This is a genomic window from uncultured Brachyspira sp. (assembly GCF_949287625.1).
GTDB lineage: Bacteria > Spirochaetota > Brachyspiria > Brachyspirales > Brachyspiraceae > Brachyspira.
Genome location: NZ_CASEGO010000013.1, coordinates 1 through 15,955 on the forward strand (window position 1 = coordinate 1; position 15,955 = coordinate 15,955).

Consider the following 15,955-nt stretch of genomic DNA (forward strand, 5'->3'; position numbering starts at 1 on the left):
TAAAAGAATACATTCTACTTTAAATTATGATACTCCTATGCTATACTTTAAGAAATTAAGGAATACTTAAATGCAATATGTATGGAACCCGTGCAATTATTAAAAAATATTTTAGTTGACATAATTTGTATAAGCATTATAATCTAATTGTAAATATTTTATACGTGTATTAAGTATATGGATAAATACAAATTAGTGAAATATAATAAAGGAACCGTTATTTTTAAAAGCGGAGAAAAGGCAGAAGATTATTTCTATATAATATCCAGAGGAAAAATATTATCATATAATAATTTTTGCGATAATTACACTATCACATATAATGAAGGAGGTATTATAGGAATAATACAGGCCATTACTGGAGAGCCTTACTATTCCACATCTGAAACAGCAGAAGATTGTGAATTATGGCAAATAAAAATAGAAAATATTAGCAGGTTAAATAATAAACATTTAATAAATAAAATATCAAATTACCTATCTTTTATACTAGAAAATTGGCTTAGCAAATACTATTCAATAATCACTAAAAATAAAATAGATCTTTACAATAAAGAAGATATTATAACTATGGCAAGTATTTATAAAGACAGCGGATTTGAAGATGCAAGCTATAAACTTTGTAGAGCATATTTAAATTTATTTGAAGAAGATACTAATATCGATAAAGTTAAAGATTTTATAAAATTTTTAAACCCAGCTAAAAAACCTGAATACATCAAGAAAGATTTATTAAAAATCACAAAAGGATACTGCATATATAGTGAGTTAGAAATAAGTAATAATATATATTATATAAAGTCTGGAAAATTGGGCGTATATAATATAATGAATGGAAAATATGTTACAAGAGCGGTGTATCCAGCAGGCTATATTATAAATGGTTATAGTCCAGTACTTGAATATAAACCTCTTCTCACAACTGTAATAGCATTAGAAGATTCTGTAATCGAAATTATAAATCAAGATGAACTTATAAAAACTTTATACAGCAATGTGGAACTTAGAATAAAATTTATAAAAATGACTTCAATTAAAGTTATAAGTACAGTATTAAAAATAAAAGCGGTAAATAAAGAAAATATAAGATATAAACTTATATTAATTATATATTCTATTCTAAAAATAGAAACATTATTTACTATGCAAAAATGTATTAACCTTATATATAAAATAGATGATATAAAAAATATGATTAATTTAGATGCGGAAAATAAAAAAATATATTCTGAATTAGAAAAAATTAAATATATAAAATTAGATACTTTTGATAATATTACAGTAATTGATGCTGAAAATTATTTAAAAGAATATGAAGATTATACAAAATAATCATTTTTTATTAGTAATAGACTTTCCTATAAAGAGTTTATAGTTTTATTTTTTATTATTGACATAATTATATTGTACATTATAATTATTATATATAAAATATAATAGAGAAAAATGGAACAGTATACTAAAGTACAATTTAAAAAATCGGATATCATATTTAAAGATGGTGAAGAAGCAGAAAAATATTTCTATATAATAGTTAAAGGAAAAGCTGCAGCCTACAATAAATTTTATGAAACACATACAAGTTATTATAAAGAAGGAGATATAATAGGATTAATCTCTGCAATAACAGGTGAACCATACTATTCAACAGTTGAAGCAGTAGAAGATGCAGAACTTTTACAAATAAAAGCAGAAAATCTCATCAAAATAGATAATTATAATTTAATAGATAAAATTTCAAATTATTTCTCATATATATTAGAAAGCTGGCTAAGTAAATATTATACTATAATTACAAAAAATAAAGTGGATTTGTATAATAAAGAAGATATATTAACTATAGCAAACATTTATAATAATAATAATTTTTCAGATGCTGCATACAAAATATGTTCCAGCTGTATAAAACTTTTTGAAGATGATTCTAATATAAATGATGCTAAAAGATTAATACTTCATACAAGACCTGCAGATAAACCTCAAAAAATAAGAGAAAATATTTATAAAGTAAAAAAAGGATACTGCCTATATTCAGAACTTGAACCAAGCAGCAATATATATTATTAAATCTGGAAAAGTAGGAATATATAGTATTGTAAACTCAAAACAAACTGTGAGACTTATTTACCCTTCTGGATACATCATAAATTGCTACAGACCTGTTTTAGAATATAAAGCACTCTTTACAACGGCTATAGTACTTGAAGATTCTACAATAGAAGTTTTGCAAAAAGAAAATTTAATGAATATAATAAATACAGATCCGGAGTTTAAAGCTAATTATATAAAAATTACAGCAACAAAAATTAATAGTGCTATTTTAAAAATTAAAGCAATCAATGCAAAAGAATTGAACATGAAATTAATCATTTTAATATACTCGATTCTTAAAATAGAAACTTTATTTAATAAAACTAAATATGTTAATCTGCCTTATCAAATAGAAGATTTAAAAAATATGTTAAATATAGAACATAGTAATAAAGAAATAAGTGCATCACTTAATAAAATAAAATATGTAGAATTAGATTCTCTTAATAGCATAAGAGTATCAAATTTTCAGAACTATTTTGAAGAATACAAAAAATATACAGTTTAATACATAGAATAAAATATAATATGCCAAACAACAAAAATATTAAAAACATAATATTTCGCTAATATATTAAATTTTCTTGTTTTTTTTTCAAAAATAATTATAATTAAAAGCAGCAAAATAATTAACATAAATATTATAAGATGAACAATTACAAAACTTCGAAATTTCCAAAAAATTATTTAATCTATGAAGAAGGGAACTATCCCAAAGATGTATTTTACATAATCACTAAGGGAAAAGCTAAATCATATTCAAGTAATTCAAAAAATTATGACAGAGAATATGATATAGGATTTATTGCTGGACTTATGAATTTAGCAACAAATGAGCCTTATTTTGTAACAATGGAAACAACTGAAGATACAGAAGTGATAGAAATGAATTTATCTGATGTTAAAAATTTAACTAATACAGATTTAATAAAGAAAATATATGATTATTTGAACTCCACACTTGAAACTTGGCTTTCTAAATATTATAGTAATTTAGTAAAAAATAAAGTAGACTTATATTATAAAGATAATATTTTTGTTATAGCTGAAATATATAAAAAAAATGAATTTTATGATGCTGCTTATAAATTGTATGCTGACTATATAAAAGAATTTGATTATGCAGAAAATGTAGAAGGTGCAAGAATAGAATTATCAAAATTGCAAGCTATGGCTCCGCCTAAAAAATTCAGTGATAATATATACTTATATATGAAAGGCAGCTGTATTTATACCGAATTAAAACCAAGTAATTCTTTATATATAATAATGTCTGGAAAAATAGGCATTTATAATGCAATTAATGGGGATCTTTTATTAAGAGATGCATATGGAAAGAATTATATATTAGACGGATACGGTCCAAAATCAGACTATAAACCTCTATTAACTTCAGCAATAGCATTAGAAACATCTTATGTAAAAACTTTACAAAAAGAAGAGTTTTTAGAGATGATTATTAAAGATAAACAATTAAGATCATACAATATAAAAATGATGTCTGTAAAAATTATGAATATTTTATATAAAATAAGAGCTATAGAAGAAGAAAATATAACCTTAAAATTATTTATAATAATATCTACTATATTAAAAATAGAAATTTTATTTGAAGAACCAGAAAATCTGCTATTATCTCATACATTAGATGATATAAAAAACTCAATGAATAATATATCTAAAGATGATATTCTTGGTAATTTAAGAAAAATTAAATCTGTAGAAATTGTAAAAGATAAATACATAAAAATAACTAATATAAATAATTTTTTCAAAGAATATCATGAATATCAAAAAAATAATTATTGACATACTCTATAAATGTATTAAAATATTACACAAACTATATATGGATCAACTATGTTAAATTATAATACTATTAAATTTAATAAATCTGCTACTATTTTTATAGAAGGGCAAGAACCTAAATATACTTTCTTTATAATAAAAAAAGGAAGCGTTATTGTATACAGTTATTTCGCTGATAATTATACTATAGAATATAAAGAAGGAGAAATTATAGGATTATTTAATGCCGTTTTAAATGAACCTTATTTTTCAACTGTTAAAGCTTTAGAAGACGTAGAAGTAATAGAGATGAATATTAATGAAATAGAAAAAATGGATAATTTAAATCTTATTAATAAAATATACGATTATCTTTTAATTAACATAGAAAGATGGCTTAACAGATATTATTATTTTCTAAATAAAGAAAACAATCCATACTATAATAGTCATCACAATAAAATGAGCAATATTAACATAATAGAAATGTGCGAAATATATTCTAAAAACGGATTTAAAGATGCTGCTTATAAATTATACAAAAAATACGCTGAATTATATCCAAATAATGAAGATAAAATAAAAGAACTTAATAATTTATTTGGGAATATCAAACCTATAGAAGAAGCAGAAAATATTGAAGATAATATATATAAATACAAAAAAGGAACTTGTATTTATACAGAGCTTCAGGCAAGTGATTATTTATATGTTATAAAGTATGGTCAAATTGGGGTTTATAATATATTTGATAATAGATAGGTTACAAGAAGAGTACTATCTACAAATGATGTACTTAACGGATATTCTCCGCTTTCAAAAAATAAATTACTTTTAACAACTGCAATAGTTCTCCATGACTCAATAATAGAATTAATAAAAAAAGAGGATGCTGTTAATTTGGTGCAGTCAGACAGAAATCTTAGATTATATTTTGTAAAAATAATGAGTATGAGAATATACGGTACAATATCAAGAATAAGAGCATTTAAAGCTAATAATATAGTAAGTAAATTTGTAATCATTATAGAAGCATTAATAAAAAATGAATTATTATTTAAAAGTTTAAGCAGAATAAGTTTTCAATATAATATAAATGATATATGTTCTATGATAGGTATAGAATACAAACCAAACATAGAAGATGATTTGAAAAAAATAAAGGCATTAAGTATATTAGACGGCGGTTATTTAGTTGTTAATAACGTAGATGAGTTTTATAAAGAATATGATATATACAAACAAAGAAACTCATATAAAATAGAAAATAATAATTAAATAATAAAATGTGATAAATATTCTATATTGCCTTTAGAGCCTTTTATAGGAGATACTGTTCTGTTTATCTCTTTAAATCCAGAGTTAGTAATCCTATTAATAGCATTATTTACTATTTTATCTCTTAAAATATCATCTTTAATAATGCCTCCTTTTGATACATCTCCTCGTTCTGCTTCAAACTGAGGCTTTATTAAACTAACCCAAAACTCTAAATCATTTAATTCTTTAAATATTACAGGAGCTATTTTAGAAACGGATATAAAAGAAACATCGCTTACTACAACTGAAGGTATTTCATCATTAAACATTTCCCTTTTTATATCTTTAGCATTAAAATCTTCTATAGAAACTACCCTACTATCAGAACGAAGTTTATAAACAAGCTGATTATGCCCAACATCTAAAGCATAAACTTTTTTAGCACCATAACGAAGAAGACAGTCTGTAAAACCGCCAGTAGATGCCCCAATATCCAAGCATATTTTATCGTCTACAGATATATCAAATACAGAAAATGCCTTTTCAAGTTTATCTCCAGCCCTAGATACATATTTTATATTCTGAACAACATCTATATTATCTGTATCTTTTATCTTTTGAGCCTTAGCAGTTACTTTTACGCCGTTTACAAATACACAGCCAGCAAGTATTATATCCTGTGCTTTAGACCTGCTATCTGTGTATCCCTCTTTATAAACATATTCATCTAATCTCATATTATAAGAAATATATAATGATTATTACAATCCAAGAAAAGATTTTATTATATAAAGCGAATTTCTTTCTTTATCTCTTGTATTAATTTTGAAAATCATTTGAGTATGATTATTATCCAATATATTAGAAGTAAAATACATAGATTCAAATGCCTCTGCATAGTCATCTCCTACACCATATAATGATAAATTAGGATTAAACTCTAAATATAAAGACATAGTATTATTTTTTGCCAAATCAAGTTTATCACTAGCTATTGATGAAGCAGGAAGCTCTCCATTAATAATAGAATCTATAATATCAGAATTACTTGAAACATATAATATAGAATCTTTTATATAACATAAATATCCGCTTATTGTATAAATATCATCAGAAGAATCTTCAGATAAACTTTTAAGTATCATTTCAACAGAATTTGTATCAGTTATAGAAATAGAAGCAAGTATATTAGGATCTGTATTATTATCAGGATTATCCCATACAGATACGAATATATCCCCGCCTAAAAGTTCTATAAACTTATAAACATCAATGTTGTATTCTTCCAAAACTTTCAATTCTTCTTCAAATGGAAGATTATTTATATCTCCCATAATACTTCTCATATGATTTGCAAGTTCCTTACTGTTGAATGCCAAAGAAAGAAAACCATAATTATTTTCACCATTAGCAAAGCTGTATATATTCTCAGCTAACTGTTTTTTCAAAAGCGAAGCATTATAAGGATAATTCGGAGTATAACTATCAACCATTACATTTGCTTCTCCATTATTAAAACTCATTTTTGTAGTAAGAATCGCATCTTTATAACTATCTCTTGGTATGCCGTCATAACTTCTTCCAAATAAAAATCTAGCAAAATCAGAAGTATCATCAGCCAATATTGATAAATTAGCCCAAACATAAGCATCATTAGTCTCATTTTCTAATGATAAAAAAGTTTCATTATCTAAAGGGGTATTATTAATAAATATGTAATTAGCTATATTTGTTATATAATCTTTATTTAAGTCTTCATTATACCAATAATTATCTTTTAATTTCAAATTAATTGTAAATATATCTTTATTCCAAGATATTAAATTATATTCATCTAAAGCTAAATATCTGTATGCAGCATTGTCGGCAACAGAAACAAGTTTATCTTCTTGGCTAGACATTTTTATCATTAATTTATCAAGTTCAGTAATATCTTTTACATCGAGCATTATAGACATTTGCTGATATCCATTGAAGAAAACCACTCTTGCTGTTTTAGAAAAATCAATATAATCATTTAATCTATTAGTCATAACCTCAGCTACGAACTCATCATTTCTGTATTCTAAATATCTGTCAGCATATTTCTGCATAAACCATTCATTTAAAAGCTCCTGCAAATTAATTTCAGATTTCTGTGCAAGAGTATCTGCATTTAAGGAAAAAACACTGTCAGCATTATTAGGTATATATTTTTTATCTACAGCATATATAAATGTGCTAAATATCAATAAAAATAATGCTACTAATACTACCCTCTTCATAACGGCTCCTTCAAAGTTATATTATTACCTATAACATATTATATTAGACTGTAATTAAAAGTCAAGTATAATCAAATTTAGAAATAAAAAATTTTGATATAATATAAAAAAATCTTGCAAATATATATAAATTACTTATAATCATTAAATCTACTTTATTTTTATTTTTACAGGACAAATTATGAGATATTTAATACTGCATGGACACTTCTACCAGCCACCTAGAGAAAATCCTTTTCTGGGTGAAATACAGAAGGAAGCAAGTGCAGCTCCGGCTCATGATTGGAATGAAAGAATAACAAATGAATGCTACAGTCCTAATGCCTATTCCAGAATATTAGACGGATACGGCAGAATAACTGATATGTCCAATAACTACGAATATATTAGTTTTAATTTCGGACCTACACTTATTGATTATATAGCAAAAACAAGAGAAGATCTATTAAAAAGAATATTAGAAGCTGATAAAAAAAGTATAGCAAGACTAGGATACGGCAACGCTATTGCTCAGGTATATAATCATATAATACTTCCGTTAGCAAAAAAAGAAGATATGAGAGTGCAGATAAAATGGGGATTATATAACTTTGAAAAATATTTCGGAAGAAAATCCAGCGGTATGTGGCTTTCAGAAACTGCTATAAATTTGGACGTAGTTGATGCTTTATATGACTGCGGAGTTAAGTTTACGATACTATCTCCTTATCAGGCACATTATGTAAAAAATATCACTACTGTAGATGTTTCAGGTGCTAAAATAGATACATCAAAACCTTATTGGCTTTACGGACATAATGGAAAAAGAGTTGCTGTATTTTTCTATGATCATTATATATCTCAGTCAATAGCATTTGAACATTTACTCACATCTTCGGATAAACTTGCAGAAAGAATCAGAAATGCATACGGAGAAAAAAGACTTGTTAATATAGCAACTGACGGAGAAACTTACGGACATCATGAACCATTTGCTGATATGTGCTTGGCAAGATATTTTAAAGAAAATGTATACTATGATAATATTACTCCTACTAATTACGAACATTATTTAAGTATGTATCCTCCTATGGAAGAGGTTATACTTCATGAAGGTACTGGAAGAAGAGGAACATCTTGGAGCTGTTCACATGGTGTAGAAAGGTGGAGAAGCAACTGCGGATGCGGAGGCTGGGAAGGACTTGATTTATCTTGGAGAGGTCCTTTACGTGATGCTTTCGATATATTAAGAAAAATGCAGGATAAATTATTTGCCGAGTTTTTAGACTTCACAGATGAAACTAGAAACTCTTTAAGAGAAGAATATGTACGTGCTATATACAATGACTTGGATGCAAAAGATTTATACGAAATATGCAGCAAATATATATCATTTAAAGAGTTTGTATTCTTAATGGAATCCTATAAATACTCTTTGTTCTCATATACTTCATGCGGCTGGTTTTTTGAAGATGTATCAAGGCTTGAACCTATAAAAAATATGCAGTATGCTGAGCAGTCTTTCCATTATGCAAGACTCTTAGTAAAAGATAAAAATGTTTCTTTTGTAGATGATGCACATAAAGAGTTTTTAAAAACATTAGAAAAATCTATAAGCAATAAACCTGAACATCATAATGCAAGATATTTTTATGAGAAAGAAGCTAAAGTTGATGTATTTACTAAACTTTATGTTATAAACTATTTTATATTTAACCTTGCAGCCTCTGAATACAGAGATATTAATATAAATATTTTCAAACATGAAATAAAATCAACTAAAATAGAAAAAAATTATGTAGAAGGTATATTAATAGATAATATAGCAGCAGATATATATTTTAAAGTTCATATGATTAAAGAAAATCATGAGTTTAAAAATCAAATTCAAATATCAGAAGTTTATGATAATTTAGATAAAGCTACAATTTACACAATGTATTTGAAAGATCTAACCTCAGATATAAGAGATAAATTAGCAGACAGTTTATTCGAAGATGATATCAAAAAACTAGATACTTTAATGCATCAAATATACCCAGAATACAGAAAACTATTTACATATTTTAATTTAAATAGCATAACTCCAGACTATGACTACAGAAGAATAATGGGAGCTATGGCTTCTCCTATACTTAGAGAAAAAATTACTGAAAGGGGACGCGATGCTTATGATGAGGTTTCTGAAGATTTGAAAGATGCTAGAAATGCTGGAATATTTATATCAAACAGCGGTATATCAAGTTTAATAGGAGACAATATAAAAACAGCATTAAATGAATTATACAATACTGGAAATCCGTTTATAACTCATGATCTTCTTAGAGATATAAAATTTTTATCAAATAATGATATGCCTATAGACAGAAACACATTTGAAAACATTTTTTATAAAATACTTCAAAAATACAAAAGCGGCGACATAAAATTCGAGAGAGATGAAGAGAAAAAATCATTTAAAGAGCTTGGATATTGGCTCAACTTTAATATGGATAATATATAAAATTAATCTAATGAGTAATAATAAAATTATTATTACTCATTAGTATTTCTCATTATTAAACTTCCGTTAATTAAGCTCAAAACAACTTTAAAAGAATTATTAGTATTACAGTCAACATTTATTCTAATAACCTTACCAGCTTCAGAAGAATTTTTAGCCAATTCAACTTTTCCGTAGTCTTCTTTTCCAAATTTATAATTTGTTGTAATATAATAACCCTCATTTTTCCATAAATAATCAGCATATCTTACACTATAAGCAAGAACATCATCTACCTTATCAAAAGTTAATATTTTTATATCACCTTCATCTGATATATCTGTTCTTGGGTGAATTTTAAGGCCAGTAATTTTATTAACTGAAGAGACTGCATCATCGCCTATAGTATAAAATTCTTCATAAGGTTTGTCCTTAGAAATAAATAAATATGTTATAATTGATACCAAAACAATTGTTATTACGGTTGATATTATTTTTTTCATTTATAAAAAGCCTTAAAATATTATTTGCTATAGTTTTCAATAACGTCATTCTTGCAAATAATATTAGCTATTATTTTATTGTCTTTTTTTAATCTCAATATACCAAAAATAACATATATAAAAAATACGGCAAAAGAAAATATAGGTCCAAGATCATGTTCTATATTTGCCAATTTGGTTATATATGCTCCTATAAAATATCCGACTATAAGACATATTAAAGGAATAACATAAACAAAAAAATTAGTTCCCTTTTTTAATTCTTCTACCTCTATAACTACACTGTCTCCTTTATCAGCATTTATATTATTAAAAGCCCTAAGTACAATGGGTTTACCTTTAGAACACATAGTGCATCCATCACAGCTTGCACTTCTTTGAAGTTCAACTTTAGCTACATTATTACTATAAGTTTCTAATACCAAAGCAAATTCTCTTCTCATTTTTATACTATCCTTATGTTTAATTAAATAATCTTTTTAAAATTTTTGCAAAATAAGAACACTTCCCTGCTCTCATCTCTTGAGCTTTTAGGCTTAAATACATTTACACTCTCAAAATATTCGGACAATTCTTTCTTGAACATCTGCAAATCTTTTCCGTCAAATATCTTTATAAAAAAATACCCTCCATCTTTTAATACTTCTTTAGCCAAATTAAATATAGCCCTGCATAAAGAAACAGACCTGAAATGATTAGTTTCTCTGTCTGAAGTAGTATTAGGCATAGCATCGCTTACAACAACATCAAATAATGTATTATTAAAACTTGAAGCATCCATATCTTTTATATCGCCTAGTATAAAAGTAAATCTCTGATGAGCAAATGAATTAGGAAGTATATCAACCCCTACAACAGAGCCTGTTTTTAGTATCTTATTGAGCATATACTGACTAAAAGATCCCGGAGAACAGCCTACATCAAGAACTATATCAGATGATTTTATAAACTTGAATTTATTTTGTGCCTCTTCTAATTTAAAAACACTTCTTGCTTTATAGTTTTCCTCTTTAGCCTTTTTAAAATAAAAATCCTGTACCTTTTTCATTGTGAAATTCAACCTGTAATTAATAATCAATCAGCAATATGATAAGATATTATAATATAAAAAAAATAAAAGCAATAGAATAAAATCTATTGCTCTTTATAATCTATATAATATTAATAATAAACTTTATAATACCCAATTCAATTTCTCTTCAGTTCTGGTAACCCCTACAGGCAAATTGGTAAGAGCAGCTTTTTCTAATAAATTTTCAAGCCTTTTTATTCCCACTATATCTATCCTAGACATAGCCGCATACCTTATAGCGTCCGGACTTATCATAGCACAAGTTATAAGCACAGAATTAGCAATATTAGCATTTACAGCATACTCATACAAATGTACAAGCTCATCATTAAATATAGGGCTGTAAGATGTTCTAAAATATATTATCTTTTTTGGAGAATGAGGACTGTTGCTTTCTTTAGCAAAAACTATTAAATACTTTTTGTCCGTAGTTTTTAATGAATATGGTATAAGACCTATACTTGCTGTAATTTTTAAAGCTGTATTGATAAAGTCATCACCTTCCAATTTGAAGAACTTTTTAATATTTTCACTATATCTGGAATCTTTGTAATTATTAAGTTTTTCATTAGCATCTCTGTAATTAGGATCTATTACTATAATGCCTTCCAATATTTCCATAGATTTATTAATATTACCTACTATATCATAGCATTCTGATAAAGTATAAAGTATAGCTAAATTCAAATCTTTATCATAGCTTTCATAATTTATAGCTTTTTCTAAAGTTTTTATAGCAGATTCTATATTTTCAAGTTTAAGATAACAAAGCCCCATTTCATACAATGATTTTACAGCATATTCTTTATCTTTATAAGAAACAGAATAGTATCTAATAGCTGTTTTATAATCATCTCTGCCTTTATATGCCCTTCCCAAATTATAGTTTAATATTGGGTCATCAGGCATTTTTTTATATACATTGCTCATAATAGATATAGCTTCATTATAATTACCTATATTTACAAAACAAAAAGCCTTATATTTTAAAGCTTCAGGATTATTAGGCTGTATATCTATAGCATCAGAGAAATATTTTATAGCTGTATCATACTGCCTATTTTTATAATATATAGTACCTATTTCTATATCAACTATTAATTTATAATCTTCTTCTTTTAATAAAGTAAGATACTGAGCCAAAGCCTCTTCTTTTCTATCTATTTTATCCAAAGCTCTCGCCAATGATAAAATAGTTTCTGGAGTATTATATCCGTCATCTATAGCATGTCTGTATTCTACTATAGCAAAAGAATACTCTTCCATATTAGCATAACAATCGCCTATCATAGCATGTATTTTTGCTCTTTTAGTACCAGACTTATCTTTAGCTAAAATATCTTTTAACTTAAGTAAAGCCATATCATTCTTTCCTTCTGAGATAAATGAATTAACTTTATCTATATCAGAATTTTTAGACATTTTACTGCCGAAAAAAAATTTCTTTAATATGAGAAGTAGTGTAACAAATACACATATAAATACTAAAATATAAATACTATAGTTCATACTCTGTTCTTTTTATTTTTTATTATTCTATATATACTATATATAAATTCGGATTTTTTTACAATACTTTTAAAGTATTAAAAATAATTTTCCTATAAAAACTCACTTTTTTTAATTATGTAAAATAATATAAATATTAACTTTTATATCAAAAATAAAATCAGCAGTTATGAGAATAATTCCCCATAACTGCAAATCAATTTTACTCAAACATAAAAATTAAACACAATTATCTTTTAAACAACCTTATAAATATTTTCAAAACTTCAGCAGCTATAATAACAACTAATGATATTCCAATAATTTTTAGCCAAGTATTTACACTTAAAGGAACTGTATTGAAAAATCCTCCTGCATACTGAGTTGCCAATATTTGAAGTATAAAAGTAGCAGCCATACTCAAAAGCATTAGTTTGTTATTCAAAAAATATTTAAATACGCTGTCAAAACCCAATTCTCTGCTATTGAATGAATTAAATATCTGGAACATTACAAACATAACAAATAATACAGTAGACTGTTCAGCCTCTGTAACATTAAGTATATTTAATTTGCTTTGAAGCATAAATAATGTAATCATTACTGCTGCTGAGAACACTATTTTAAATATCATTTTTTTAGTTACAATGCTTGCATTTCTTTTTGTAGGCATTCTTTTCATTAAATTATCTCTTATAGGTTCTAATCCTAAAGCTATAGCTGGAGGTCCGTCCATAATTATATTTATCCATAATAACTGTATGGCAGAAAAAGGAGATTTAAAACCTGTTAATGTAGAAATAAGAACAACCACTACAGAAGCTAAATTAACTGTAAGCTGAAACTGTATAAATCTCTGGAAATTATCATAGATTCCTCGTCCCCACTGAACAGCTTTAACAATAGTAGCAAATGAATCATCAAGAAGAACTATATCGCTAGCCTCTTTTGATACTTCAGTACCTGTTATACCCATAGCAACACCAACATCGGCATTTTTAATCGCTGGAGCATCATTGATACCGTCTCCTGTAACAGCAACTACATTACCCATCTCTTTTATAGCATTAACTACACGCATTTTTACTGTAGGAGTACTTCTTGCTATAACTGATATCTTGCTTAAATTTTGTTTTAATGTGCTGTCGTCCATAGCATCAATATCTTTTGCCTCAAGAACTATGCTGTTTTCATTAAGTATTTTTAATTCTCTTGCTATAGCAGTCGCTGTAACTATATTATCACCAGTAAGCATTTTTATGTTTATTCCAGCACTTCTGCATTGTTCAACTGCATCATAAACCTCTTTTCTAACAGGATCAGATATTGCTACAAATCCATCATATATCATATTGCTTTCAAGTTTTTCTCTAACATTTTCAACATTATCATCAGCTATCTTGTGAGCAAATGCTATTACACGTTTAGCTTCATTTTGGAATTTTTCTATTGCCTCTTCAATACCTTTTCTCTCAGCCTCTCCAATAGTACACATAGCCATTATTTTTTCTGGGCTTCCTTTTGTAAACACAATAGTTTCATTATCTATTTTGGCAACGGTTGTCATATTTTTTGTATCTGATGAGAAAGGATATTCATATATTATTTTTGATTTCTCTCTTATCTCTTTATAATTAAATCCAGACTTGCTTGCTGCCACTAATAATGCACATTCTGTAGGATTACCTAAAAACTTAGCCTGATTATCTTTATAATCAACATCAGCTGTAGAGTTAATAGCAAAGTTTTTTATAATCTTATCATTTTTAATATTTTCAGCTTCTATATATTCACCGTTTGCAAATAATTTATTTAATGTCATTTTATTTTCTGTAAGAGTACCAGTCTTATCAGAACAAATAACATTAACACTTCCTATAGTCTCACATGCTACCATCTTTTTTACTAAAGCATTTTGTTTTGCCATTTTTATAATGTTTATAGAAAGTGAAACGGCAACTATTGTAGGAAGCCCCTCTGGAACAGACGCTACAATCAATACTATACTTGTAATAAATGCTTCAGAAATAGTATCAAAACTGGCATTACCTGTTCTTATAAAATTAACAACCTGAATAATAAATACTATCACAGCAGCAGTTATACCAAATACCGCTATTCTTTTTCCTAAAAGAGCAAGTTTTTCCTGTAAAGGAGTAGAAGTTTTCTTTGTTTTTGAAAGTTCTCTCGCTATTTTACCAAACTCTGTTGCATCACCTACAGAAGTAACTACCATTTTACCATTTCCAGTAGTAACAAAGGATCCAGAATAAGCCATATTTATTCTTTCAGCTACTGGAGTTTTTTCATCTGTCAGTATAGCTTCTGCATCTTTTTCTACAGGCTCGCTTTCACCAGTCAAAGCAGATTCATCTATATTAAGAGATACACTTTCTAATAATCTGCCGTCAGCAGGAAGTTTATTTCCTGTTTCTATAAAGGCAATATCGCCTACAAGCAAATCTTTCTGATTGATTATTTCTATATTTCCGTCTCTTATAACTTTTACTCTAATATCTTCATTAATGCTATTTAACGCCTCGAATGCCTTAGCACTTTTACCTTCCATAACTATGGTAATAGTGATAGACAAACTTATAGCCAAAAATATACCCAAGCATTCTAAAAAGTCAGCATGTCCGCCATTAAAATATGCAACAGTATTTACGCCTATAGCAATTATACCAGCAAATATAAGCATTAATATCATAGGTTCTTTCAATGCTTCTAATATTTTTTGAAATAATGTAGCACCTTTTTCTTTTGTAAAACTATTAGCACCATACTTTTCCAAACTGACCTTTCTGCCCTCTTCATTTAATCCGATTTTAGGATCAACATTAAGCGTTTTAAGAATATCATCTTTACTTCCTAAAAAACCGTTCATTAATTACCTCTCATTTAATTATTTTTGATTTAATTAATTTTAAAATTGCATAAAAAAGACTCATGTATAAATAAATCATTAAAGAATATTAAACTAATACTTAAAGATTTATTTATACTTGAGTCTCATTAATTAAGGCTA

General features: G+C 26.5%; 10 protein-coding genes and 2 pseudogenes. 5 read left to right on the forward strand and 7 right to left on the reverse strand.

The genetic code is table 11. From position 1 onward, the window contains the following. Window positions 1–177 precede the first annotated feature (177 nt). The 4 genes and pseudogenes from Q1X91_RS04155 (at window position 178) to Q1X91_RS15595 (ending at window position 5,157) form a co-directional block, all read left to right on the forward strand. Window positions 178–1,332, forward strand: coding sequence for a cyclic nucleotide-binding domain-containing protein (locus Q1X91_RS04155; protein WP_300753655.1), 1,155 nt, complete (start codon window positions 178–180; stop codon window positions 1,330–1,332). Window positions 1,333–1,446: 114 nt separating this feature from the next. Continuing rightward, window positions 1,447–2,599 (forward strand): annotated as a pseudogene (locus Q1X91_RS04160) (cyclic nucleotide-binding domain-containing protein). A gap of 140 nt (window positions 2,600–2,739) precedes the next feature. Then, window positions 2,740–3,900 (forward strand): cyclic nucleotide-binding domain-containing protein, encoded by a 1,161-nt coding sequence (locus tag Q1X91_RS04165; RefSeq protein WP_300753657.1) that lies wholly within the window; start codon window positions 2,740–2,742, stop codon window positions 3,898–3,900. Between the two features lie 51 nt (window positions 3,901–3,951). Further along, window positions 3,952–5,157: pseudogene (locus Q1X91_RS15595) on the forward strand (cyclic nucleotide-binding domain-containing protein). Here Q1X91_RS15595 and Q1X91_RS04180 read toward each other — a convergent pair. Together Q1X91_RS04180 and Q1X91_RS04185 are read right to left on the reverse strand one after the other, a co-directional pair. Continuing rightward, window positions 5,154–5,876, reverse strand: a complete 723-nt coding sequence (locus Q1X91_RS04180) for a TlyA family RNA methyltransferase (RefSeq protein WP_300753663.1) — start codon at window positions 5,874–5,876, stop codon at window positions 5,154–5,156. The pseudogene Q1X91_RS15595 and the gene Q1X91_RS04180 sit on opposite strands and share 4 nt — an antisense overlap. Window positions 5,877–5,900: 24 nt before the next feature. Continuing rightward, the gene (locus Q1X91_RS04185; protein ID WP_300753665.1) at window positions 5,901–7,403 is read right to left on the reverse strand and encodes a DUF4836 domain-containing protein; all 1,503 of its coding nucleotides are present in this window, start codon (window positions 7,401–7,403) and stop codon (window positions 5,901–5,903) included. A gap of 181 nt (window positions 7,404–7,584) precedes the next feature. Here Q1X91_RS04185 and Q1X91_RS04190 point away from each other — a divergent pair, with 181 nt between their 5' ends. Then, window positions 7,585–9,885, forward strand: a complete 2,301-nt coding sequence (locus Q1X91_RS04190) for a DUF3536 domain-containing protein (protein WP_300753666.1) — start codon at window positions 7,585–7,587, stop codon at window positions 9,883–9,885. A gap of 32 nt (window positions 9,886–9,917) precedes the next feature. Here Q1X91_RS04190 and Q1X91_RS04195 read toward each other — a convergent pair whose 3' ends face one another. The 5 genes from Q1X91_RS04195 to Q1X91_RS04215 form a co-directional block, all read right to left on the reverse strand. Next, complete coding sequence (locus Q1X91_RS04195) at window positions 9,918–10,367, reverse strand: hypothetical protein (RefSeq protein WP_300753668.1); 450 nt, start codon at window positions 10,365–10,367, stop codon at window positions 9,918–9,920. 20 nt (window positions 10,368–10,387) lie between these two features. Next, the gene (locus Q1X91_RS04200; protein ID WP_300753669.1) at window positions 10,388–10,810 is read right to left on the reverse strand and encodes a SoxR reducing system RseC family protein; all 423 of its coding nucleotides are present in this window, start codon (window positions 10,808–10,810) and stop codon (window positions 10,388–10,390) included. Between the two features lie 23 nt (window positions 10,811–10,833). Beyond that, a complete protein-coding gene (locus tag Q1X91_RS04205) occupies window positions 10,834–11,415 on the reverse strand; it encodes an RlmE family RNA methyltransferase (protein ID WP_300753671.1) in 582 nt (193 codons plus the stop codon). Window positions 11,416–11,541: 126 nt separating this feature from the next. Further along, the gene (locus tag Q1X91_RS04210; RefSeq protein WP_300753673.1) at window positions 11,542–12,948 is read right to left on the reverse strand and encodes a lipopolysaccharide assembly protein LapB; all 1,407 of its coding nucleotides are present in this window, start codon (window positions 12,946–12,948) and stop codon (window positions 11,542–11,544) included. 229 nt (window positions 12,949–13,177) lie between these two features. Next, on the reverse strand, window positions 13,178–15,814 hold the full coding sequence (locus tag Q1X91_RS04215) for a calcium-translocating P-type ATPase, PMCA-type (RefSeq protein WP_300753675.1): 2,637 nt from the start codon (window positions 15,812–15,814) through the stop codon (window positions 13,178–13,180). Window positions 15,815–15,955: the final 141 nt, after the last annotated feature.